At 70.4% G+C, this 22673-nt stretch carries 20 protein-coding genes; 12 read left to right on the plus strand and 8 right to left on the minus strand.

The window, feature by feature from the left end; translation table 11 throughout:
• Positions 1-186 (plus strand): nitrilase-related carbon-nitrogen hydrolase (locus tag VFX99_RS00045; RefSeq protein WP_329664275.1); only part of this gene is annotated, 186 nt, incomplete at its 5' end.
• A 46-nt stretch (positions 187-232) separates the two neighbouring features.
• On the opposite strand, the gene VFX99_RS00050 is transcribed toward VFX99_RS00045, so the two are convergent.
• Complete coding sequence (locus VFX99_RS00050; RefSeq protein WP_329664276.1) at positions 233-1435, minus strand: aminotransferase class I/II-fold pyridoxal phosphate-dependent enzyme; 1203 nt, start codon at positions 1433-1435, stop codon at positions 233-235.
• A gap of 98 nt (positions 1436-1533) precedes the next feature.
• Between VFX99_RS00050 and VFX99_RS00055 the strand changes: the two genes are divergently transcribed.
• From VFX99_RS00055 to VFX99_RS00065, 3 genes are read left to right on the plus strand one after another with little or no spacing between them, the layout of a single operon-like run.
• Complete coding sequence (locus VFX99_RS00055) at positions 1534-3174, plus strand: S1C family serine protease (RefSeq protein ID WP_329664277.1); 1641 nt, start codon at positions 1534-1536, stop codon at positions 3172-3174.
• 45 nt (positions 3175-3219) lie between these two features.
• A complete protein-coding gene (locus tag VFX99_RS00060) occupies positions 3220-4506 on the plus strand; it encodes a CDP-glycerol glycerophosphotransferase family protein (RefSeq protein WP_329664278.1) in 1287 nt (428 codons plus the stop codon).
• Positions 4503-5972 (plus strand): CDP-glycerol glycerophosphotransferase family protein, encoded by a 1470-nt coding sequence (locus tag VFX99_RS00065; RefSeq protein WP_329664279.1) that lies wholly within the window; start codon positions 4503-4505, stop codon positions 5970-5972. The genes VFX99_RS00060 and VFX99_RS00065 overlap by 4 nt, the downstream gene beginning before the upstream one ends.
• On the opposite strand, the gene VFX99_RS00070 is transcribed toward VFX99_RS00065, so the two are convergent.
• A complete protein-coding gene (locus VFX99_RS00070; RefSeq protein WP_329664280.1) occupies positions 5969-7060 on the minus strand; it encodes a glycosyltransferase in 1092 nt (363 codons plus the stop codon). The two genes, VFX99_RS00065 and VFX99_RS00070, sit on opposite strands and share 4 nt — an antisense overlap.
• Positions 7061-7102: 42 nt before the next feature.
• On the opposite strand from VFX99_RS00070, the gene VFX99_RS00075 reads away from it, so the two are divergent.
• Positions 7103-8380 carry a CDP-glycerol glycerophosphotransferase family protein gene (locus VFX99_RS00075; protein ID WP_329664281.1) on the plus strand — a complete coding sequence of 426 codons (1278 nt, stop codon included), beginning with the start codon at positions 7103-7105 and terminating at the stop codon, positions 8378-8380.
• Positions 8381-8399: 19 nt separating this feature from the next.
• Here the strand turns inward: VFX99_RS00075 and VFX99_RS00080 are convergent, their stop codons facing one another.
• The 4 genes from VFX99_RS00080 to VFX99_RS00095 form a co-directional block, all read right to left on the minus strand.
• On the minus strand, positions 8400-9803 hold the full coding sequence (locus VFX99_RS00080) for a maltokinase N-terminal cap-like domain-containing protein (protein ID WP_329664282.1): 1404 nt from the start codon (positions 9801-9803) through the stop codon (positions 8400-8402).
• A gap of 10 nt (positions 9804-9813) precedes the next feature.
• A complete protein-coding gene (locus VFX99_RS00085) occupies positions 9814-10050 on the minus strand; it encodes a hypothetical protein (protein ID WP_329664283.1) in 237 nt (78 codons plus the stop codon).
• On the minus strand, positions 10050-11024 hold the full coding sequence (locus VFX99_RS00090) for a hypothetical protein (RefSeq protein ID WP_329664284.1): 975 nt from the start codon (positions 11022-11024) through the stop codon (positions 10050-10052). Before VFX99_RS00090 ends, VFX99_RS00085 begins: the two co-directional genes overlap by 1 nt.
• A 65-nt stretch (positions 11025-11089) precedes the next feature.
• On the minus strand, positions 11090-11782 hold the full coding sequence (locus VFX99_RS00095) for a phosphocholine cytidylyltransferase family protein (protein ID WP_329664285.1): 693 nt from the start codon (positions 11780-11782) through the stop codon (positions 11090-11092).
• A 559-nt stretch (positions 11783-12341) separates the two neighbouring features.
• Between VFX99_RS00095 and VFX99_RS00100 the strand changes: the two genes are divergently transcribed.
• From VFX99_RS00100 to VFX99_RS00110, 3 genes are all read left to right on the plus strand, one after another.
• Positions 12342-13223 carry an ABC transporter ATP-binding protein gene (locus tag VFX99_RS00100; protein ID WP_414684301.1) on the plus strand — a complete coding sequence of 294 codons (882 nt, stop codon included), beginning with the start codon at positions 12342-12344 and terminating at the stop codon, positions 13221-13223.
• On the plus strand, positions 13199-14770 hold the full coding sequence (locus VFX99_RS00105; RefSeq protein ID WP_329664286.1) for a hypothetical protein: 1572 nt from the start codon (positions 13199-13201) through the stop codon (positions 14768-14770). The genes VFX99_RS00100 and VFX99_RS00105 overlap by 25 nt, the downstream gene beginning before the upstream one ends.
• 74 nt (positions 14771-14844) lie before the next feature.
• Positions 14845-15111: a DUF3039 domain-containing protein gene (locus VFX99_RS00110; RefSeq protein ID WP_329664287.1), complete on the plus strand. Its 267-nt coding sequence runs from the start codon at positions 14845-14847 to the stop codon at positions 15109-15111.
• A 122-nt stretch (positions 15112-15233) separates the two neighbouring features.
• On the opposite strand, the gene VFX99_RS00115 is transcribed toward VFX99_RS00110, so the two are convergent.
• Positions 15234-16562 (minus strand): nicotinate phosphoribosyltransferase, encoded by a 1329-nt coding sequence (locus VFX99_RS00115; RefSeq protein ID WP_329664288.1) that lies wholly within the window; start codon positions 16560-16562, stop codon positions 15234-15236.
• A 120-nt stretch (positions 16563-16682) separates the two neighbouring features.
• Here VFX99_RS00115 and murI point away from each other — a divergent pair, with 120 nt between their 5' ends.
• From murI to VFX99_RS00135, 4 genes are all read left to right on the plus strand, one after another.
• Positions 16683-17507: a glutamate racemase gene (murI, locus tag VFX99_RS00120; RefSeq protein WP_329664289.1), complete on the plus strand. Its 825-nt coding sequence runs from the start codon at positions 16683-16685 to the stop codon at positions 17505-17507.
• 108 nt (positions 17508-17615) lie between these two features.
• Positions 17616-18359: a ribonuclease PH gene (gene rph / locus VFX99_RS00125; RefSeq protein ID WP_329664290.1), complete on the plus strand. Its 744-nt coding sequence runs from the start codon at positions 17616-17618 to the stop codon at positions 18357-18359.
• The gene (gene rdgB, locus VFX99_RS00130; RefSeq protein WP_329664291.1) at positions 18359-19009 is read left to right on the plus strand and encodes an RdgB/HAM1 family non-canonical purine NTP pyrophosphatase; all 651 of its coding nucleotides are present in this window, start codon (positions 18359-18361) and stop codon (positions 19007-19009) included. Before rph ends, rdgB begins: the two co-directional genes overlap by 1 nt.
• Before the next feature lie 74 nt (positions 19010-19083).
• Positions 19084-19995: a cation diffusion facilitator family transporter gene (locus VFX99_RS00135; protein ID WP_329664292.1), complete on the plus strand. Its 912-nt coding sequence runs from the start codon at positions 19084-19086 to the stop codon at positions 19993-19995.
• A 30-nt stretch (positions 19996-20025) separates the two neighbouring features.
• Here the strand turns inward: VFX99_RS00135 and VFX99_RS00140 are convergent, their stop codons facing one another.
• A complete protein-coding gene (locus tag VFX99_RS00140) occupies positions 20026-22662 on the minus strand; it encodes an ATP-dependent DNA ligase (RefSeq protein ID WP_329664293.1) in 2637 nt (878 codons plus the stop codon).
• Between the last annotated feature and the right edge of the window lie 11 nt (positions 22663-22673).

A 22673-nucleotide genomic window follows, 5' to 3' on the forward strand; every position in this document is an offset into this window, starting at 1 on the left:
GATCATCCGCCACCGCTCGGAGTCGGAAACTCGATGATCGTCGACCCGCAGGGGATCGAGATAGCTGCCATCGGCACTGCGACGGACGTCGTCGTCGCCCATCTCGACCGTGATGCGGTCGCTCGCGTGCGTCGTGTGAACCCCGCCCTGCGCCTGCGACGCCTGACCGTGGTGCCCCGCAACTGAGCCGCGCCGCGTCGGCTCACGCCGCGCAACCGTGGCCACCGTGCGATCAGCCGGCGAACGCCGTGAGGCGGGATGCCGCCTCCTCGAGCACGTCGACCCGTTTGCACGCCGCGAACCGGACGAGCGTCGCGTACTCCGAACGTCGCTCCGGCGCGACGAATGCCGTGAGCGGGATCGCGACCACACCGGCTCGGTCGGGAAGCGCGCGACAGAACTCCGCGGCATCCGTCGCACCGAGGGGTGCGGCATCCGCCACGGTGAAGTACGACCCGGCCGCCACCGACACGTCGAAGCCCGCCGCCCTGAGCCCTGAGCCGAGGAGATCGCGCTTGCCGCGGAGGATCTGGGCGATGTCGCGGAAGAACGCGTCGGGCAGGCGCAGGCCGGTTGCGATGGCGGGCTGGAACGGTGCGCCGTTGACGTAGGTGAGGAACTGCTTGACCGCGAGCACGGCATCGACCAGAGCGGCCGGCCCGGTCACCCACCCGATCTTCCACCCGGTCGCCGAGAAAGTCTTGCCGCCCGACGAGATGGTGAGGGTGCGCTCCCACGCCCCGGGAAGCGTCGCGATCGGCACATGCCGGCCCTCGAACACGAGGTGCTCGTAGACCTCGTCGGTCACGATGATCGCGTCGTGGCGCTCGGCCAGCCGGATGACCTCGTCCTGCAGTTCGCGGGAGAACACGGCGCCGGTGGGGTTGTGCGGATCGTTGACGAGGATGACCCTCGTCCGGTCCGAGACCGCCGACCGGAGGTCATCGAGGTCGGGCTGGAAGTCCGGCCAGCGCAGCGGCACCGTGACCAGTCGCGCGCCGGCGAGCGCCACGACGGCGGCATACGAGTCGTAGTACGGCTCGAAGACGACGACCTCGTCGTCGGAACCGTCGATCAGCGCGAGCAGAGCGGCGGCGAGCGCCTCGGTGGCGCCGGCCGTCACGATCGCATCGCGCTGCGGGTCGATCTGAAGGCCGTAGAAGCGGTGCTGGTGCTCGGCGATCGCCGACAGCAGATCCGGGATGCCGCGACCCGGCGGATACTGGTTGACCCCGTGCGCGATCGCCGCACGCGCAGCCTCGAGGACCTCGGCAGGACCGTCCTCGTCAGGGAAGCCCTGTCCGAGGTTGATCGCGCCGGTTCGCGCCGCCAGGGCCGACATCTCCGCGAAGATGGTGGGGCGGGTGGACCCATCGGAACCGATGAGACCCGCGCCGACTGCAGTACGGCGCCATGCGCCGGGTGTTTCTCGCATCCGGTTCACGCTACTCGCATAGTCGACGCCCATCCTCGGCATAAGAAACGCACAGCAACCGAGGGCACAGTGGTCAGAGGTCGGCAGAAGGAGCAATCATGAGCGACACACAGGGCGAGCGCCCCGCAGATCCCACACCCGAGAACGCGGTTCACTCGCCCGCGGCTTCAGCCGCCGACGAGGCCCCCGCCCGTCCGGTCGCCCCCGCAGCCCCGCAGCCGGAGCCCGGTCCTGCTGCCGCCCCGGCATCCACTGCGGCACCCTCCCAGCCCGTGACTCCCACGTGGCAGGCACCGCAGGGAGTGCGTCCTGGCGGCTACCCGCCGTATCCCCAGCAGGCTCCGGGCTACGGTCCCCACCCGCAGGGCTATGCCGTCCAGCCCGCCCACGGTCAGCCGTACGCATCGGCGTTCGGACCGAACGCCGCCAACCAGACCCAGCCGACCGTTCCGCTGGGCTCACCGCCGACCGGCACCGTGGCGACCGACACCGCGACGAAGAGGAAGTCAGGCGCCGGCAGGGTCGTCGGCCTGATCGTCGCGGCCGCACTCGTGGGCGGAGCCGCCGGTCTCGGCGGCGCCTATGCCGGCGTGAACATGTTCGCACCGGAGGGCACCGTCCCCGCGGCCGGTCCCGCCACGGTCACCGTCAACAACGACGACTCGGTGAATCAGACCACGGCGATCGCCGCGAAGGTGGTCCCGAGCGTCGTCACGATCGAGGCGTCCGGCACGAACGGTGCCGGCACCGGATCCGGAGTGGTGCTCACCAGTGACGGCTACGTCGTCACCAACACGCACGTCGTGACGCTCGACGGCGCCACGGCCGATGCGACGATCCGCGTGTCCACGTCCGATGGCCGCGTCTACGACGCCGACGTGGTCGGGACCGACCCCACCTACGACCTTGCGGTGATCAAACTGCAGGATGCCGAGGGCCTCACCCCGATCGAGTTCGCAGACTCCTCCGAACTCAACGTCGGCGACGAGACCATCGCGGTCGGCGCTCCGCTCGGCCTGTCCAACACCGTGACCACGGGCATCGTGAGCGCTCTGAACCGCTCGATTCAGATCGCCTCTTCCGCGGCGCCCGACTCGAGCGATGCGGAAGGCGACGCCGAGGACGACCCGACCGCGCCTGCGCCCGACGACGGGACCGAGACGCCGGAGGATGGGCAGACCCCGCCGTTCTTCTTCGACTTCGGCGAGGGGGACACGGGCCAGACGGCGACCGAATCCATCTCCATCGCGGTCATCCAGACCGACGCGGCGATCAACCCCGGAAACTCCGGCGGCGCGCTCGTGGACTCGGAAGGCAAGCTCATCGGCATCAACGTCGCGATCGCGACGGCGGGCGGCAGCTCGGGCGAGTCCGGATCCATCGGCGTCGGCTTCTCGATCCCGTCCAACATCGTGGAGCGGGTGACCGGAGAGATCATCGACAGCGGCGCAGCATCACACGGCCTGCTCGGCGCGAGCGTCCGCGACGCGGCCTCCGTCGAAGAGTCGACCATGACCGGCGCCTACATCGCCGAGGTCGTCGATGGCGGTGCGGCGCTCGGCGCGGGTCTGCAGGTCGGCGATGTCGTCACGGCCTTCAACGGGGTGCCGGTCACCGATGCGACCGACCTGACCGCTCAGGTGCGTGCGGCCGCCGCCGGCAGCGAGGCCACAGTCACCTTCGTCCGCGACGGTGAGACGCAGACCCTCGAGGTGACGCTGGGGGAGCTGCAGCAGTAGAGCACTCCGGAGGTCGAAGACGCCACCCCGCGATAGGCTCGCGGGGTGGCGTCCTTCTCGTTCGGCGCGGGGAACGCCCGGCAGCTCGCGAGCATCCCGCTCTACGCGCTGGGCCGCCTCGGCACTCTGCTGATTCCGCGCCGGCCCGGAACATGGGTGTTCGGCTGCGGCGTCGGTATCGGCGATGGAGCGCTCGCGCTGTGGGACGTCGTGGTCGCCGAAGGCCATCCCGCGATCTGGCTGGTCGGCAGCGCCCGTGAGGAGCGGGATGCCGCCTCCCGCGGCATCCCCTCCGTCCGCAAAGGCTCGATCCGCGGATTCTGGTGCACCGCTCGGGCCGGCATAGTCGTCGTCACGCACGGCTTCGGCGACGTGAACCGCTACGCGGTATCCGGCGCCTACATCGTGCAGCTCTGGCACGGCATCCCGCTCAAGAGGATCGGCCTGGACTCGCCGGAAACGGTGCGCAGCGGCATCCTGCCCGGCTCGCGTCTGGTGCGCGCTGCGATCGCACGCATGTACCGGAGCGCCGCGCGCCGCATCGACCTCCTGCCGGCTGCCTCGCACCTCGTCCGTGGGCGACTCGAATCCGCCTTCGGTCTGCCCGACTCGCACGTGCCGGTCAGCGGCGAACCGCGGGTGGACGTGCTCTCCCGCGGCACCGCGGACACACGCCGTTCGCAGGCGCGCGCGGCGATCGAAGCGGCCACCCGACCGATGGGCGCCGCGGCGCGGCTGGTGCTGTACGCGCCGACCTGGCGCGACGGGGCGCCCGACCCCGCCGTCCCGACCGCCGAGGAGTGGACGGCGATCGTCGACGTGCTCGCTCGCCACGACGCTGTGCTGCTGGTGCGCTCGCACCCGCTCGGGGCTGGGGACTACTCGCCTCCGTTCCAGACCGAGCGCGTGCTGGGCCTGGGAAGCGACGCCGTGATCGATGTGACGCCGCTGCTTCCGGCTCTCGAGGCTCTGGTGACCGACTACTCGTCGCTCGCATTCGACGCGGCCCTGGTTCCGGTTCCGGTGGTGTTCCTCGCGCCCGACGTCGACGCGTACGGCCGAAGTCGGGGGTTCTACGGCGCATACGCGGACGTCGCCGGCGAGGGATGGGCGCGTGACTGGCGGGAGGCCGCCGCACAGTTGGACAGCCTGCTGGGCGACGAGAACGCCCGGGCGGCTCGGGTCAAGCAGGCTGAGCGCCTGAGCGAGCGCGTGCACGCGTTCCGCGACGGGAAGAACACCGGCAGGGTGTACCGTGCGATCCTGGCGGGATCGAGTGCGACGAAGCCTCGAGGCTCGACGGCGCGCAGCGTCACGAAGGGAATCCGATGACCGACGCCCGCTTCTCCACCGACGGCGGCGCCGCGCTGATCGTCTCAGGCGTCGGACCGCGGCCCGCCTCGGTGGAACTGCTCGGCCCGCGTGCCCGTGTCACCGGTGCGATCTCGGGCGGCGGCAAGACGTGGAAGGCCTCTCTGCCCCTGCGCGCGTCGCGCTGGGGCGGCGCCGAACTGCCGCTGCCGGTCGGCACCTACGAACTGCGGATCGACGCCGCGGGCGCGCAGCATCGGGAGCCGCCGGCATCCGTGCCTCTGACGCAGCTCGGCACGCTGCGCGCGACGTTGGACGGCTACGCGTTGACGATCGGGCCGCCGATCGATCCCGCGTACGATTCCGGCGAGGGGCAGGCGGCGCTCGAGCGGCGCTACGCCACGCGCCCGTCGGCGTTGGAGAACGCCGTGTTCTTCGAGAGCTTCTACGGCCGCAACGCGAGTTGCAACCCACTGGCCATCGATCGCGAGCTGGCCCGGCGCGCGCCGCACCTGACGCGATATTGGAGTGTGGTGGATCTGTCCGTGCAGATCCCGGAGGGCGCCGTCCCTGTGGTCGACGGCAGTCCGGAATGGTGGCGCGCGCGGGGCTCGGCCCGGCTGCTGGTGGTCAACGACTGGCTCCGCCGCACCTTCGCGCGGCGGCGAGGCCAGGTCGTGGTGCAGACATGGCACGGCACGCCGCTGAAGCGGCTGGCTCTGCACCGGCCCGGCTTCGACCCCCGCCGGGTGGCCGCCGTGATCAAGGAGTCGCGGCGCTGGAACATCCTGGTCGCGCAGAACGCCTACGCGGCCCGCATCCTCGGCAAGGCCTACGCGTTCCTCTCACGTCCCGTGTGGGTGGAGGGGTACCCGCGGAATGACATCCTCACCACCGGCGACGACGGTGCGACGCGGGCGGCTCTGGGCGTCCGGCCCGACGAGCGGGTGCTCCTGTACGCGCCGACTTGGCGCGACGATCGTACCGAGATGGTCGACTTCGTCGATCCGGCCGCGCTCGCTGAGGCGACGGACTCGGTCGTGCTCGTGCGTGGTCACTCGCGCACTCTGCTGCCTGGGCGGGATGCCGAAGGCCCGCGCGTGCTGGACGTCACCGGGTTCCCCGACACGTCGCGGCTGCTGCTGGCTGCGGACGCACTGATCACGGACTATTCCTCGGTCATGTTCGATTTCAGCGTGACCGGCAAGCCCATGTTCTTCCTGGTGCCCGACATCGAGCACTACCGCGGAGAGCTGCGCGGGTTCTACTTCGATCTCGTCGCCCACGCCCCTGGGCCGGTCGTCCAGACACAGGACGAGCTGGTCACGGCGGTGCGGGACGGCGACCCCGCGGTGTTCGCCGCGAAGTACGCGCAGTGGCGCGAGAAGTTCAACCCCCGCGACGACGGTCACGCGGCCGAACGAGTGGTCAGCCGGATCCTCGACCAGGGCTTCGTCGACATCGACACGCCGCCTCCTGCGGATTAGGGGAGCGGAGTGTTGCGGTCGCCGAGCCGCGACGTGTCCACGGTGTCGTGGGCGCCGCGCACCACTCCGATGACGAAACCGGTGCCCCACGACAGGTGCATCGTCGGCAGCACCGCCAGCGTCCACAGCTTGTCGCGCCAGCCGGTTCCACCACCCGGGCCGAGCGCCACGCCGATGATGAGCAGCGCGTAGGCGATCACCGGCAGGTAGGCGATGGATGCCGCGACCCACCACCAACCGCTGAGCACGCCCGTCGCCTGCAGGACGCCGACGATGATGCTGAGGACGAGGATGACCACCAGGGCGGGTGGGGCGAAGAACCGCACCGAGTTGCCGCGCCCGTACCGGCGCACGAGTTCGCCCCGCCACCGTCCGGTCGCGGAGAACTGCCGCACCAGGCGCGTCCAGCTCTCTCGGGGCCAGTATGTGACGGCCAGAGCCGGATCGAACCAGACCCGGTAGCCGGCCCGGCGGATGCGCAGGTTCAGCTCCCAGTCCTCCCCTCGCCGGATGCTCTCGTCGAAGAGGCCGACCTCGTCCAGGACGTCCCGGCGCATCACGCCGAGATATGCGGATTCCGCCTCGCCCTCCTGCGTGCCGCCGTGGTAGGCGCCGCCGCCCAGGCCGATGGGGGAGTTGTAGGCACGCGCGACCGCCCGCTGGAACGGCGTGCGACCGTCCGCCTTCATCACGCCGCCGACGTTCGCCGCGCGGACACGGTCGAGCGTCGCGAGGGCGCGGGTCGTGTAGCCGGGCTCCAACTCGGAGTGGGCGTCGACGCGGACGATCGTCGGGTACCGGCCGGCGCGGATGGCGCGGTTCAAGCCGATCGGGATGTCGGCCTCGGGGTTGTCGACCAGGACGATGCGATCGTCGGCGGCGAGCTCCCGAGCCAGCTCGGTCGTGCCGTCGGTCGAAGGGGCGAGAGCCAGGATCAGCTCGGTCGGGGCCGCGACATCCTGCGCCAGGACGGTCTCGACGGCGCGGCGGAGGTACGCCCGCTCGTTGAGCACCGGCATGACGAACGTCACCCCGGCGCCCTCCGCGACGACCGGCGCGTCCCTGCGTCCGGGCTGCTCGACATGCATCCGTCGATCATGTCACGCAGCCCCCGTCGGTATCCTGAAGGCGTGGGTGTCGTCTCGGATGCGAAGAAGGCCGCGGCGCTGCTGCGCAAGGCGGTGGTCAGCCGAGCGGCCGTCCGCGACGTTCGGCACACCGTCGACACGCGGCCGCGGCATCCGCTGCATCACTACCGTGTGGCCGTCTACTTCGCCGACGGCGCGGTGAACATGTACCAGATCCGCCAGTGGTACAAACCCCTCGCCGAGCTCGCGAAGGTCTGGCCCGTGGTCGTGCTGAGTCGGGTCGCGACCTCGGCGCGGGCGATGCTCGCAGAGGACGCGCCACCGGTGGCGTTCCTGCCCACGGTCCGCGATCTGGAGGCCTTCGTCGCAGACCAGGACATCCGGGTCGTGCTCTACGTCAATCAGAACACGCGCAACTTCCAGATGTTCCGCTACGGGCGTCGCTGGCACGTGTTCATCAACCACGGCGAGTCCGACAAGATGTACATGACCACGAACCAGTACAAGGCGTACGACTACGCGTTCATCGCGGGCGACGCGGCGCGTGAGCGGTTGGGACGGGTGCTGTGGGACTACGACCTCGATACGCGCACCATCCCGATCGGACGCCCGCAGGCCGATCACTACTCCGGCGTCCTGCCCTACGCGCCCGACGATCGCACCGTCGTGCTGTACGCGCCCACATGGGAGGGCGACCGTCCGTCGGCGCACTACGGGTCGATCCTGTCGCACGGCGAGACCCTCGTGAACGCACTGCTGGCGACGGGCCGGCACCGGGTGATCTACCGCCCCCATCCGCGCTCGGGCGTCGTCAATCGCGAGTACGGCGCCGCGAACAAGCGCATCATCAGCGCGCTCGCAGCTGCAAACGAGGGCGATCCGGGCGCGCACCACGTGTTCGACGACGGTCCCGAGCTCGGGTGGCAGCTCGCCGCGGCGGACGTCGCCGTCGTCGACATCTCGGCGATGGTCTACGACCGGCTCGCCGCAGACCGGCCGCTGATGGTCACGCGGCCGGCCGATCCGGAGGCCCTCATCGACACGCACGGCTACCTCTCGGCCTGCGAGTGGCTCGAAGTGGGTCACGCCGGCGCGATCGTCGCCGAAACCGACCGCGTGCTGGGCGATGCCGAGGCGGTCGCACGTCTGGAGCAGTGGGTGTCGCACTACTTCGGCGACACTGCGCCCGGTGCGGCGACCCGCAGATTCCATGCGGCGGTCGGCCGGCTCATGGACTCCTGGGAGCAATGGCACGAGCGGACCGTCGACGATGAGGACGACGAAGAGCTCGAGTCCGAGGAAGCAGAGCTCGACGACTGATCCGCGGCCGTCGCGGGCCTCAGGACACGGCGGCGGGCTTCTCCACGAGCCGCGAGATCGCTCGCAGCGGGATCGACACCCAGGTCGGCCGGTTGCGGGACTCGTAGATCGCCTCGTACACGGCTTTGTCCAGCTCGAGAGCCGCGAGCAGGGCACTCTCCACGTCCAGCTCGGCACCCGACGCGCTCGAGTACCCCTCGATGAACGAGCGGCGGGCGGCCAGCGCCCAATCGCGTACCGCTTCCGCTGATCGATCGGGATGGTCGAGACGGATGGAGCCGGCCACGTAGTCGAAAGACCGCAGCATGCCGGCCACATCGCGAAGCGGGAGGTCCACGCTGAGGCGTTCGGCCATCGGTCGAAGCGGCTCGCCCTCGAAGTCCAGCAGCACCCATCCGCGGTCCGGCACCTGCAGCACCTGCCCGAGGTGGTAGTCGCCGTGGATGCGCTGCAGGGGCGGCCACGCCACGTCGACGGCGCGGTCGTAGACGGCTTCGATCGCCTCGCGCCGGTCGGCGATCGCCGGCACCTCGGCGATCGCGATCGCAAGCCGCCGCCGCCACGTCGCCGCCGTCGACGCACGGTCCTCGGCCCGCGTCACCCGGGTCGGAAACAACTGCGCCAGCGAGACGTGCACGTCGGCGGTGGCTGCCCCGAGCGCGCGGGCGGGGCCTCGGAAGTCCTCTCCCTGGGCGGCTGCGCTCAGCGCCACGCGCCACGCATCCTCGACGCCGGGCAGGAACTCCTGCGCGAATGCCAGCGAGCCCGACACCGTGCCCTGGGCGGTGGCCAGGTCGGGCCACGTTCCTTCGACGGATCCGATCGCACGGGGGACGTGCGGCGAGCCCGCGTCGGCGAGCGCGGTCTGCAGCTCGATGTCGGGGTTGAGCCCGGGATGCAGCTGGCGGAACACCTTGCAGATGATCGGCATGGAGCCGTCGTCGGCGCGGTAGATGAGGGAGGTGTTCGACTGCTCGCCGGTGAGCACCGCGGCTGTTCGCGTGCCCGCCACGGGCAGGCTGTGCGTCGGGTGTCCGGTCGCCACGGAATGCGGACCCTGCCCCTCGCCGCCATCGGTGACCAGAGCCAGGAGGGCATCGGAGTAGGCCGGATCGAACGGTCCGTCGATGAACGTGGTGCCCGGTTCGGGGCTGCCGATGATGTGCGCAGCCGACGCGTCGACCGTCGCGGTCGCCCGCGACACGACGGGGATCTGGTACAGCACCGGTGGAAGCGACCCCTCGTCGGCCACGAGGAAGGTCCGCACACGAGGCGCCTGGAGCTCGTCCGTCGCGTCACCGTCCGCGGTCGCGCGCGGGGGGTCCCACCAGGCGACCAGACGGAGGCTGGGGGGTCGTCCCTTCGCCGCGTACCACCGCTGCCGGGGCATCCATGCCGCTAGGCACGCCAGGGTGCTGTCCATGCCTCCGAGGCTATGCCCCGTCGCCGGGGGTGTCGAGTTGCGCCGTGCTGGCCGCGTCTCCCGCCTCGGCGGGCGGAACCACGAGGGGGATGACGACCGACTCGACACCTCGGTCGAGGAACCCCAGCGAATCGGCGGACTCGACCGGCTCAGCGAGAGCCTCCACCTCCGAGCGCGAGGTCAGCGGCTCGCTCGGCAACCCGGCCCACTCGGCGGGCTCCTCAGGACGTGTCGTGAACTGACCCATCAGTCGTCACCGACGCCGTCGTCGAGCGATCCGTCGACCGATGCCGCGGCATCCGGGCCCTCGATCGCCGCGCGCTTGCGGGGGGTGACCGCGTCGCCGACTCTGCGTCCGGCCGAGCCGACGGCGGACATGCTGCGCGTCACCCCGCCCACGATCGCTCCGCCGGCACGACGGATTCCGCGACCGGCCGCGTGCTCGAGGCGGAGGGTGTCCGGCCCCGGCTCGAGGTCCGCAGGAAGGTCGAGCGGAGGCAGCCCGAACGCTCGCCGAGACCCGACCAGCACCCGCCGCCCCAGGATGTTGTTGCCGACCCCGCCCACGGCGGCGCCGATGCCGAAGGGCAGCGCCTTGCCGAGGATCGACGCGCCGCCCCGCCCGGCGAACTGGCGCACGAACGTCGTCTTCAGCCGGTCGACGAGGGGGCCGATGGCCGCTCGGGGGAGCGTCTTGGTGATGAGCTCGCCCCAGTACTTGTCGCGTGTGGGCCCCTTGCCGGCGACCTGCCCGGCGAGCTGGGCCACGAGGTCGGTGCCCTCCTTGCCGAGCATCAGCGTCAGCACGAGCGCACGGGCGCGATCGGGATCGGCGACCGGGATGCCGTGGACTTCGGCGACCGACTGCGCGAAGAGCGCCGTCGCCTCGAGGAAGGCGACTGTCTCCACACCGCTCAGCGCGAGGGTGACGCCGGTTCCGATGCCCGGTACGACGGCGGTCGCGCCGACGGCGGCACCTCCTGTGGTGACGGCGGCCAGATACCGTCGCTCGAGGATGCGCACGATCTCGGCGGTGGTGGCATCCGGATGCCGCAGCCTGATGCTGCGGAGATGTCCTACGACGACGGGGCGCTGGATCGCCATGACGCGATCCAGCATGCGCACGATCAGCGGATGCTCGTCGGACTGGACAGGCGGGAGCCCTCCCGTCCACGGCGAGTCGTCGGGAAGGGAGTGGATGCGGTGCACCTTGTCGGCCATCAGGCCGATCTTATGCGCGGGCTGCCCGGCGGGCGCCGGGCTTGACAACGTGTCGCGGGCGAGAGCTAGACGAAGAGGTTCGCCCGCTCGAGGTCTTCGGCGAAGTCGACCTCGACGGCGTACAGGTCGGAGATGTCGAGCGGATGCAGCCGGATCGAGTCCTCCGCGATCGCGAGTTCGAGGCCGCGCTCGAAGTAGTCCTGGTCGTCGACACGGGACAGCTGGCGGATGAAGGCCGGTTTGTCGGCACTGGAGATGTAGTTGATCCCGACGGCCTCGCCGATACCGCCCTGGACGGTCTTGGAGAGCTCGTGGATGAATCCGTCGGCTGTGACCGTGTACTTGACCTCTTCGTCGCTCACCTTGGAGGTGTTGACGGTGACGAACGACTGATCCCGCTCGATGAGGGCGATCGCGCGACCCAGGACGCGCGGGTCGAACACGACATCGCCGTTCATCCAGAGCACGCCGCCGCGGCCACTCTTGGAGAGCGCGCGCAGGAGGCTCTTGGAGGTGTTGGTCTGGTCGTACTGGTCGTTGTAGACGTAATCGACCTCGGGGAACGCCTCCACGATGGTCTCCGCCTTGTAGCCCACGACCGTCGTGATGCGCGCTTCCGTGCCGAACGCGGCGCGGATGTTGTCATGCTGCTGGCGCATGATGCTGCGACCGTCGTTGAGCTCGGTGAGGGGTTTGGGCAGGCTGCGGCCCAGTCGCGAGCCCATTCCGGCTGCGAGAATCACGGTCTGAAGGGTCAAAGTCTGCTCCTGGGGATGAGTGTCTTCACTGTCGGTTCGCCGACGCGACACTCCCTCGTGCCAAATCCATGGTAGCGATGGCACCTGTGAAGCCGCATAATGCGGGGTGCCCGTTGCAGATTCGTGACAAAAGGCGGTTCGTGTCGGCAGGCGTTCTCGTTGCCGCCGTCGGGGAGCCCCTTGGTAGGTTGTACCGGTGAACGCCTCCCTGCCGGAGCCACAGGACGTGCATCCGCATCAGCCGGATGGCGACCTCGGCGGTGCGCGCGCACAGCGCGCGCCGGTCACACCTCTTCCGCCCAAGCCGAAGACTCCCGCCGTCGTCGCCGCAGGGCAGGAACCCACCCCGGCGCCGCGCGCGAAGAAGCCGCGGAAGACCGTGGCGCGTAAGAAACCCACGGTGGGTCCCGGACCGCCTCCGCCGCTGCCCGGGAACCTCAGCATTCCTCCCAAGCCACCGTTGCCTCCGACTGTGATGTCGCCCCGCGCGGAGGCGCCGCAGGCGGTCGAAGCGCCTGCGGCTGCTGAAGTCCTCGCCGTTGCGGAAGCTTCGCGTGTCGTGGAAGTTACTCCGATCCCAGAACCGGCGCCCACCGTACGGCCGCAACCGGCACCGGCGGTCGTCGAGCCGGCGCCGCGCAGCCTTCCCGAGGCTCTGATCGCCACATCCGTCCTCACCGGATCCGCCGCGCTCGAGGTCAAGAGCGTGACGAAAGCCTTCGGTGACACGCGCGCGGTGGACGGCATCGACCTCACCGTTCCCTCCGGCACCTTCTACGGTCTCGTCGGCCCGAACGGGGCGGGCAAGACGACGACACTGTCGATGATCGCGGGCCTGCTGCGACCGGACCGCGGCTCGATCCGTGTGAACGGGGTGGACGCGGCATCCGACCCGATCGGCGCGAAGCGCCAGATGGGCGTGCTGCCCGACCGCCTCCGCACGTTCGATCGGCTCACCGGGCGGCAGCTGCTCCACTACTACGGCGTTCTGCGCGGTCTGCCATCCGCCGTCGTCGAGAGCCGCGCCACCGACCTCGCGCGCGCGTTCGACCTGTCGGATGCGCTCGGCCGCCTCGTATCGGACTACTCCGCCGGCATGGCGAAGAAGGTCATGCTCGCCGGTGCCATGATCCATTCTCCGCGGCTGCTCGTGCTCGACGAGCCGTTCGAATCGGTCGACCCTGTTTCGAGCGCGATCATCCTCGACATCCTGTCGGCGTACGTCGCTCACGGCGGAACCGTCATCCTCTCCAGTCACGGCATGGAGCTCGTGGAGCGCGTCTGCTCACGCGTCGCCGTGATCGTGGCCGGCCAGGTGCTCGCCGAAGGCACCGTCGACGAGGTGCGCGGCGAGCTCACGCTGGAGCAGCGGTTCATCGAACTCGCGGGCGGCCTCAGCGACGTGGAGGGCCTCGAGTGGCTGCACACGTTCTCCGACTGAGGATCGCCCTGCTCCTGGGTGCCCTGCGCGGAGACTCCGGGCACGTCACGCGCGTTCTGCTCGGTTTGATGCTGCTCACCGCATCCACGATCGCCGCGGGCTGGGCGCTGCTCACGCTGCGTGACGCTCCGATCGACGTGGTTCTGGCCGTCTTCGTCCTGGGCGGCTCAGCAGTCACGCTGGGCTTCGCCCTCGCCCCGCTGATCGCAGGGGCGACCGACCCGCTCGATCCGCGCCGGTTCACGGTCCTCGGCCTGCCCAGTGGGCGGCTCGCAATGGTCCTCGCGGTCGCGGGGTTCATCAGCATCCCCACATTCACCCTCGCGGCGATCTCGGTCTACGCGGCGATCGTCTGGAGCGCGCAAGGAGTCCCGTGGATGCCGGCGGTCGCCGGCATCCTGCTCGGCATAGCGACGTGCGTGCTCCTGGCCCATGTGGCCATGGCGCTCACGGCGCTGTTCCTGCGCGAGCGGCGTTCGCGCGAGCTGTCCGGGCTGTTCGTGCTGGCGCTTCTGGTCGTCGTGGTGCCTGTCGGCGTCTTCTTCGCGTCCTTGGAGTGGGGCGGGCGGGTTCCGACCCAACTGGCCGCTGCGGTCGACGTGCTCGCGCTGACACCTCTGGGCGCAGCGTGGGCGTTCCCCGGCCGCGTCGCGCAGGGCGGCATGGAGGCGGCCACACCCGTCCTGCTGGTGGCCCTGACCACTCTCGTCCTGCTGAGCGCGGTGTGGGTGCTGCTGGTGCGGCGCATGCTGTCCACGACCGAGCGCCCCGTGTCGGTGCGCGAGCGGGGCGGCCTCGGATGGTTCGCAGTCGCGCCGGGCACGCCGAGCGGTGCGGTCGCCGCGCGCAGCCTCATCTATTGGCTGCGCGACCGCCGGTACATCGTCAACATCGTCGTCATTCCGATCGCTGCCGCCTTGACCACCGTGCCGCTGCTGATCGTCGGCGTGCCCCCGGCGATCGTCGCGCTGGTGCCCGTTCCGATCGCGGCGCTGTTCCTCGGGTGGCTGCCGCACAACGACCTGGCGTACGACTCCACAGCCGTCTGGATGCATATCGCGAGCGGTGTGCGCGGCGTCTCCGATCGGGTGGGAAGGCTCGTCCCCGTTCTGCTCATCGGCATCCCGCTGCTCGCGATCGCGATCCCCGTCGCAATCTGGGCGCACGGGCGCTGGGCGCTCCTGCCGGCGATGGTCGGCGTGTGCGCGGCGCTGTTCCTGTCGGCCCTCGGCCTGTCGAGCATCTCGTCGGTCGTCTCGCCGTACGCGGTCTCGCGGCCCGGCGAGAGTCCGTTCCAGCAGCCGCAGCGCACCGGTGCCGCCGGCGCGATCGCGCAGACACTGGTCATGGTCGGAGCGATCGCCGTCAGCGCCCCCGTCCTGTGGTGGGGATGGCTGGCGCTCGCCGGCAATGACGATGCCGCGCTGATCGCGCTGTGGGGCGGGCTGGCGATCGGAGCGGGGGTGATGCTGCTCGGGATCGCGGTCGGTTCGGCTGTCTTCGAACGGCGCGGTGGCCGTCTCATGGAGTTCGCCGAGTCGACCTGACCCCTCGTCGATCGCATGACCGAAGCGGCTGGGCCCTGCCCTCGGCAGGCACGCGCGCGATACACTGACTGACCATGAGCACCCCTCTCGAAGGCCCGGATCAGGGCGGCATCGCCACGCTTGATCGAGAACTCGAAGAGCTCATCCGGGAAGAGAATCTCGAGCCCGGTGATCACGAGCGCTTCTCCCACTACGTGAAGAAGGAGAAGATCCTCGAGTCGGCGATCACGGGCAAGCCCGTGCGCGCTCTGTGCGGCAAGAAGTGGACGCCCGGGCGCGACCCGGAGAAATTCCCGGTCTGCCCGACGTGCAAGGAGATCTACGAGTCGCTGGTCGGCTGAGCGCCCCGCACCTCGTCAGGGCCTCCCGCCCCCTCCGCGAGATTGCAACGGGAGGGCGAGACTGCGGGGTCAGCCCGCAGTCTGGACGTGCGGATGCAGCCTCGCGGTAAGAGAAGCCCTCGCTACAGCGCGTCGACGTACACCGTCGGGATCGCAGGGTCTGAGCGACTCAGCGCCAGCGCCTGAACGGGCAGCTCTTCGCGCGCCAGGGCATGGTGCACGCGCGCGGCCTCGACGCCCGCAGCGCCTTCGAACCCGGCATCCGCGTCGCCGTCGACGACCAGGGCCACGTGCAGTGCGCGCGCGTCGGGATGCTCATCGGGCGTGTCGATCTGCTCGAAGCCGTCCGAGACGGCGATGAGCTCTGATGTCGCGACTCCCCGCTCCAGCGTGCGGAACGCCGCCTTGCGGCCGCCCTTCGACGCTTTGTCGGTCGACGCCTTCGCGACCCCGACCCACGAGCCGTCGGCCGCCTGGCGCGCCACGAGCTTGTAGACCATGCCGGCGGTCGGGGTGCCGGATCCGGTGACGACCGAGGTTCCGACGCCGTACGCATCGACGGGGGATGCCGCCAGTGCGGCGATCGCGAACTCGTCGAGGTCGCTCGTCACGGTGATCTTCGTACCGGTTGCCCCCAGCCCGTCGAGCTGCTCGCGCACCTGAGCGGCCATGGTGGGAAGGTCACCGGAGTCGATGCGCACTCCGCCGAGCTCGGTGCCGGCGACGCGGACGGCCGCCTCCACTCCCTGGCGGATGTCGTACGTGTCGATGAGCAGCGTCGTCTTCACCCCGAGCGCGTCGACCTGCGAGCGGAAGGCATCCTCCTCGGTGTCGTGCAGCAGGGTCCACGCGTGTGCTGCGGTTCCCATGGTCGGAATGCCCCAGCGCCTGCCCGCCTCGAGGTTGCTGGTCGCGCCGAAGCCGACGATGTAGGCGGCGCGGGCGCAGGCCACGGCCGATTCCTCCGCCGCACGTCTCGAGCCCATCTCCGACAGCGGACGGTCGCCTGCCGCGATGCTCATGCGGGCGGCCGCGGTGGCGATCGCCGAGTCGTGGTTCAGCACGCTCAGCGCGAGCGTCTCCAGCACGACGGCCTCGGCGAACGTGCCTTCGACCGTGAGGATCGGAGATCCGGGGAAGTACAGCTCGCCCTCGCGGTATCCGGTGATGGAGCCGGTGAAGCGGTAGCCGGCGAGGAATTCGAGGGTGGCGGCATCCACCACCCGGTGATCCCGCAGGAACCGCAGCTCGTCGTCGCCGAACCGGAAGTCCTGGATGAGGGAGAGCAGGCGCCCCGTGCCGCCCACGACGCCGAAGCGGCGGCCCGCCGACAAGCGTCTGCCGAAGAGCTCGAACACGCAGCGGCGCTGCGCGGTGCCATCGCGCAGCGCGGCGTCGAGCATCGTCAGCTCGTAGCGGTCGGTGAGGAGGGCGGTGCTGCGCTCGGCCATGCGGTCAGCCTAGTGAGCGCGGAACCGGTCGCCGGCGCGCGTGCGATGTCGGCGGCTCGTCCGGCCGACGGACGTACGGTGCGAACGACCGCCCGGAAGCGGCGGGTAGGCTGGACGATCGTGAATGACGCGCCGATCGGCATCTTCGACTCCGGGGTCGGCGGGCTCACCGTCGCGCGGGCGATCTCCGCCCAGCTGCCTCGTGAGTCGCTGCTCTACATCGGCGACACCGCGCGCTCGCCGTACGGGCCCAAGCCGATCGCCGACGTGCGTCGCTACTCGCTCGAGATCCTCGACACGCTCGTCGATCAGGGAGTGAAGATGCTCGTGATCGCGTGCAACACCGCCTCAGCCGCGATGCTGCGCGACGCGCGCGAGCGCTACGACGTTCCCGTGGTGGAGGTCATCGGCCCTGCCGTACGCACCGCCATGTCGACCACCCGCAACGGCCGCATCGGCGTCATCGGCACCGCCGGCACCATCGGCTCGGGCGCGTACCAGGACATGCTCGAGGTCAACGCCCGCCTGACGGTGTTCGCCTCGGCGTGCCCGCGCTTCGTCGAGTTCGTCGAGGCCGGCGAGACGGACTCCCCGGAGGTGCTCGCCGTCGCGGAGGAGTACCTCGCTCCCCTCCGCCACGCCGGTGTCGACACGCTCGTGCTCGGCTGCACCCACTACCCGTTCCTCGAGGGGGCGATCAGCTACGTGATGGGCTCGGACGTCTCGCTCGTCTCCAGCGACACCGAGACCGCGAAGGACGTGTACCGGCAGCTGGTGAGCCGTGACCTGATGGCAGGTCCGGATGCCGCGCCGCGACACCTCTACGAGGCGACGGGCGCCTCCGCCGACGAGTTCCTCTCCCTCGCCCACCGGCTCATGGGTCGTGAGGTCAGCGAAGTCCAGCTCGTGCAGACCGGCGCGATCGACCTGCCGACGCCTCGTTGAGGCATCCCGTGTGCTCATGTCCGACAGAATGCTCGCGACAGCCGCCGCCCGCGCCGCCTTTGCGACGTGCGTTCGCCGAGTTCCCGACATCCGACCGATAGGACCCCGATGACAGACACCACCCGCGCCGACGGCCGCTCCCTCGACCAGCTGCGCCCGGTCACGATCGAGCGCGGCTGGAGCAGTCACGCCGAGGGGTCGGCGCTCATCTCGTTCGGCGGAACGAAAGTGCTGTGCACGGCGTCGTTCACGAACGGCGTGCCGCGCTGGCTCGCCGGCAAGGGCAAGGGCTGGGTCACGGCCGAGTACGCGATGCTGCCGCGCGCGACGAACAGCCGCAACGACCGCGAGAGCGTGAAGGGCAAGATCGGCGGCCGCACGCACGAGATCTCGCGCCTCATCGGCCGTGCGCTGCGCGCGGTCGTGGACACGAAGGCGCTGGGGGAGAACACGATCGTCATCGACTGCGACGTGCTGCAGGCGGACGGCGGCACCCGCACCGCCGCGATCACGGGCGCGTATGTCGCCCTCGCCGACGCGATCGAATGGGGACGCGCGAAGAAGTTCATCGGCCAGAAGGCGACTCCGCTGATCGACTCGGTCGCGGCGATCTCGGTCGGGATCATCGACGGCGAGCCGATGCTCGACCTCGCCTACGTCGAGGACGTGCGCGCCGAGACTGACATGAACATCGTCGTCACCGGCCGCGGCCTGTTCGTGGAGGTGCAGGGCACGGCCGAGGGAGCACCGTTCGACAAGCGCGAGCTCGACGCGCTGCTCGAGCTCGGCCTCGCCGGGTGCGCCGACCTCCGCGACCTCCAGGCCGCTGCACTCGTCGACGCGGCCGAGTGATGGACCTTCTGCCCACACCGGACGAATTCGCCGTTGCCGGGCACCCCACCCGGTCCGTCGTGCTGGCCACCCACAACGCACACAAGGTCACCGAGTTCCAGGCACTCATCGCCCAGACGCGCCCCGACATCGTGGTCCTCGCGTATGACGGCCCCGAACCGGTCGAGGACGGGGTGACCTTCGCCGAGAACGCCCTGATCAAGGCGCGCACCGCGGCGGCCCACACCGGCCTGCCCGCGTTCGCCGACGATTCGGGTATCTGCGTCGACGTGCTCGGCGGCGCGCCGGGGATCTTCTCGGCCTACTGGGCGGGTCATGCGAAAGATGCCGCGGCCAACCTCGCGCTGCTCCTGGACCAGCTCTCCGACGTCGACGATCCGCACCGCACCGCGCAGTTCGTCTCGACGATCGCGCTGGTCGTGCCCGGCGAGGCTTCGGACGAGCGAGTGGTGGAGGGGCGGTGGCCGGGTCGGCTCGCGCGCGCCGCTTCGGGTGGCAGCGGGTTCGGCTACGACCCGATCTTCATCCCCGACGGTCAGCCCGAAGGCGCGGAGCGGACGGTGGGCGAGTGGTCGGCCGAGGAGAAGAACGACGCCTCGCACCGCGCTCGCGCGTTCGAGGCACTCGCGCCCCTGCTCGCACAGCTCTGACAGCTGATAACCGGACTCATTCCCGACTAGCCGCAATCGCGCGCCCGACCAGGCTCCGGTCGTAGCCTGAAGGCATGCACGACCACGCGTCGCCCGGCATCCGAGGCGCCGGCAATCGCCGACTGCTCGGGATCTCCCTGGCGATCACCGCCGTCGTCATGGTCGTGCAGATCATCGGCGCGGCGCTGTCCGGGTCGCTCGCGCTGCTTGCCGACGCTGCGCACATGTTCACGGATGCCGCAGCACTCGTGATCGCGCTGATCGCGAGTGCCGTCGCCGCGCGCCCGGCCAATGACCGGCGCACGTTCGGCTTCCAGCGTGCGGAGGTGTTCGGCGCCCTCGCGAACGGCGTCATCCTCGTCGTGCTCTCAGTGTGGGTGGCGTACGAGGGCATCCATCGACTGCTGAACCCGGGCGAAGTGCAGGTCGCGGGCGGCCTGATGCTGGTCGTCGCGATCGTGGGTCTTGTCGCCAACGCCGTGGCGATGTGGCTGCTGAGCGCGCCGCAGCGGACGAGCATCAACGTGCGCGGAGCCTACCTCGAGGTGATGGGCGACCTGATCGGCTCCGCCGCCGTCATCGTCGCTGCTGTCCTCATCGTGACCACCGGGTGGGTGCAGGCCGATGCGATCGCCTCGCTCCTCATCGCGGCGATGATCGTCCCGCGTGCGATTTCGCTGCTGCGCGAGGTCGTCTCGGTGCTCAGCGAGTCGACGCCGAAAGGGATGCACGTCACCGAGATCCGCGACCACATCCTCGAGACGCCGGGTGTCGTCGACTGCCACGACGTGCACGTCTGGCAACTGACGCGCGGTGCACCGGTGTTCACCGCACACGTGGTCGTGGATGACGAGGCGCTCCGGGACGGGCGGGCAGGAGCGATCCTCCAGCGGCTGCAATCGTGTCTGACCGACCACTTCGACGTGGAGCACTCGACATTCCAGCTCGAGCCCGCGGGTCACGTCGAGCACGACGCCCACGCCTGACGCAGGCCGGGAGCGCGGCCGCGCGTCGCGTCACGACTCGCGGACGACGTCCTCAGGCGACTTGTCCGGCCGCAGGCCGCGCCAGCGCGAGTGCCGCAGGATGCCCCCGGGCGTGAACTCCCCGAACTCCACCTCGCCCACCAGTTCCGGCTTCAGCCACTGCACGCCACGGGCGTCCAGCGGCGGCACGCCGACCATCGGGTTCTTGCTCGTGTGCAGCGGCGCGAGCGTGCTCATCAGCGAGCGCAGCGTGGAATCGCTGAAGCCCGTGCCGACCCGCCCCGCGTACTGCAGGCCGTCGGGCCCGGGAATGCCCAGCAGCAGCGACCCGAAGGTGTGCGCGCGGCCGCCCTGCCCCGGCCGGATGCCGGCCAGCACGACCTCCTGCGTGCGGGTGAGCTTCACCTTCAGCCAAGACTCACTGCGGATGCCGCGCCGGTAGGTCGACGCCGGATCCTTCACGACGACCCCCTCCAGGTCGAACTGCTCACTGGTCCGAAGCGCTCCGTCGACGTCGTCGAAGACGGGCGGCAGGACGAACGGGGGACTCACGCCTGCTGCGAGATCTTCGAGCAGCGCCCGGCGATCGCGCAGCGGCCGCGCGGTCACGTCGAGGCCGCGTGCTCCGAGCACGTCGAAGAGGTAGTACTGCACCGGAGTGCGCTTCGCCTCCCGTGCGATGTCGCCGGCCCGCACCAGGTTCATGCGCGTCTGCAGCAACGGAAAGCTCGGCCGACCCCGCTCGTCGATCGCCACCACCTCGCCGTCGACGATCGCAGGCTCGTCGCCGAGCCCTGCATCCGGGTGGTCGGTCAGTTCGGGGTACTTCGCGGTGATCTCGTTGCCGCTGCGCGCCCAGAGTCGGAGCTTCGAGCCGTCCCACACGCCGACGGCGCGGATGCCGTCCCATTTCGCCTCCGCCCAGGCCGGGTCGCCCCATTGGCGGGCGGCCAGCTCGGCACGCTCCGGTGTGGCGCTCGTCGACAGCATCGGCCGCAGGGCATCGGCCGTCGGCGGCCACGAGAGCGGGACGTCAGGCGCAGGCTCGACAGGCGAGCCGCCCCGTCGAGTGCGCCGTCGCGGGGCCTGTGCACCGCCCGTGCCGTCGGAGCCGACGGCGGGGGCCGGGGGCGGCGGCGCGGTCTGGCGCGCGGCCTGTCGGCGCGGCATCCGACGTTCGTCTGCTTGCGCGGACGGCTCGACCGGCACGCCGTCGGGTTGCACGTGCCCGTCGATGTCCGTCTTCATGCGGTGCAGCAGCCAGCTCGACTTCTCGCCCTGGCCCTCGGTGCGGATCAGGGCGAGGCGCACGCGGCCGAGCGGTCCGCCGGGCCGCCCCTCGAGGGTCGCGATGACCTCGTCGTCACGCCACTTCTCCAGCTCGTACCGGCCGTCGTCCCAGATGGTGACGCTGCCGCCGCCGTACTCGCCGGCCGGGATCGTCCCCTCGAACGTCGCATAGTCCATCGGGTGGTCCTCGGTCATGATCGCGAGGTTGTTGCGCTTGTAGGAGTGCGGCACGCCGCGCGGCACGGCCCAGCTCACCAGCACGCCGTCGCGCTCGAGGCGGAAGTCCCAGTGCAGCGCGGTCGCATGATGCTCCTGGATGACGAAGATCGGCAGCTCGCCGGCCGGTGTGGCGGCCGCGGCCGGATCGGAGGGGACCGGCTCGGGTGTCCGGCCGGCGGTCCGCTTCGCGATGTACGTGCTCAGCGGGCCTTCGTCGACGGTCCTGCCGCCGGCGTGATAGCCGAGCGTCGACAGCGGGTCGCCGATCGTCTCAGCCCGCTCGAGCACCTCCTCGAACGACAGCTGCGCGAGGTTCGGGTCCTCCAGTTCATCCCACGTGCGCGGCGCGGCGACGTTCGGGTGGGCGCGTCCGCGCAGCGAATACGGGGCGATGGTGGTCTTGGCCGCGTTGTTCTGACTCCAGTCGATCAGCACGCGGCCCCCTCGGATCGCCTTCTTCATGCTGCTCACGACCAAGTCCGGATGATCCGCCTCGATCGCTTTCGCCAACTCGTGGGCGATCGCCGATGCCGCTTCGCTGCTCTGACCGGCTGGCAGTGCGGAGTAGAGCTGAATGCCCTTGCTGCCGCTGGTGACCGGCAGCGGTTCCAGTCCCATGTGTCCGAGGATCTCCCGCGCCCACCGCGCGACCTCGGCGCACTCGGCGAGACCGACGCCCGGCCCGGGATCCAGGTCCAGGACGAGGCGGTCGGCATCGCCGCGGTCGCCATCGGGTGCGAAGCGCCACTGCGGCACATGCAGCTCGAGGCTCGCGACCTGGGCGAGGTATACCAGGGTCGGCACGTCGTTTATCAGCGGATAGTCCTTCGGACCCCCCGAGTGCGGAATCGGCAGCCGCCGCACCCAATCCGGCGCCCCCCGCTCCAGATCCTTCGCGAAGAACGACTGCTCCGGATGCTCCTCCGTGCCGACGCCGTCGGGCCACCGCTTGCGCGTCACCGGGCGACCGGTGACGTGCGGGATCATCGTCGGCCCGATCCGCGTGTAGTAGTCGATCACCTCGCCCTTCGTCGTCCCGGTCTCGGGATAGAGCACCTTGTCGAGGTTGGTGATGCGCAGGCGGCGGCCGCCGATGCTGACGAGCTGGTCCTTCGCAGCCCCCGCACCCGCTCGACGTGTCCCCCCGGCATCCGTCATGCCTTCATCCT

Source organism: Microbacterium sp., assembly GCF_036277215.1.
Lineage (GTDB): Bacteria > Actinomycetota > Actinomycetes > Actinomycetales > Microbacteriaceae > Microbacterium.

Coding starts and splice junctions, on each gene's coding strand:
- VFX99_RS00050 (WP_329664276.1), bottom strand. CDS start 1,435: ATGCGAGAAACACCCGGCGCATGGCGCCGTACTGCAGTCGGCGCGGGT.
- VFX99_RS00055 (WP_329664277.1), top strand. CDS start 1,534: ATGAGCGACACACAGGGCGAGCGCCCCGCAGATCCCACACCCGAGAAC.
- VFX99_RS00065 (WP_329664279.1), top strand. CDS start 4,503: ATGACCGACGCCCGCTTCTCCACCGACGGCGGCGCCGCGCTGATCGTC.
- VFX99_RS00070 (WP_329664280.1), bottom strand. CDS start 7,060: ATGCATGTCGAGCAGCCCGGACGCAGGGACGCGCCGGTCGTCGCGGAG.
- VFX99_RS00080 (WP_329664282.1), bottom strand. CDS start 9,803: ATGGACAGCACCCTGGCGTGCCTAGCGGCATGGATGCCCCGGCAGCGG.
- VFX99_RS00085 (WP_329664283.1), bottom strand. CDS start 10,050: ATGGGTCAGTTCACGACACGTCCTGAGGAGCCCGCCGAGTGGGCCGGG.
- VFX99_RS00090 (WP_329664284.1), bottom strand. CDS start 11,024: ATGGCCGACAAGGTGCACCGCATCCACTCCCTTCCCGACGACTCGCCG.
- VFX99_RS00110 (WP_329664287.1), top strand. CDS start 14,845: ATGAGCACCCCTCTCGAAGGCCCGGATCAGGGCGGCATCGCCACGCTT.
- VFX99_RS00115 (WP_329664288.1), bottom strand. CDS start 16,562: ATGGCCGAGCGCAGCACCGCCCTCCTCACCGACCGCTACGAGCTGACG.
- rph (WP_329664290.1), top strand. CDS start 17,616: ATGACAGACACCACCCGCGCCGACGGCCGCTCCCTCGACCAGCTGCGC.
- rdgB (WP_329664291.1), top strand. CDS start 18,359: ATGGACCTTCTGCCCACACCGGACGAATTCGCCGTTGCCGGGCACCCC.
- VFX99_RS00135 (WP_329664292.1), top strand. CDS start 19,084: ATGCACGACCACGCGTCGCCCGGCATCCGAGGCGCCGGCAATCGCCGA.
- VFX99_RS00140 (WP_329664293.1), bottom strand. CDS start 22,662: ATGACGGATGCCGGGGGGACACGTCGAGCGGGTGCGGGGGCTGCGAAG.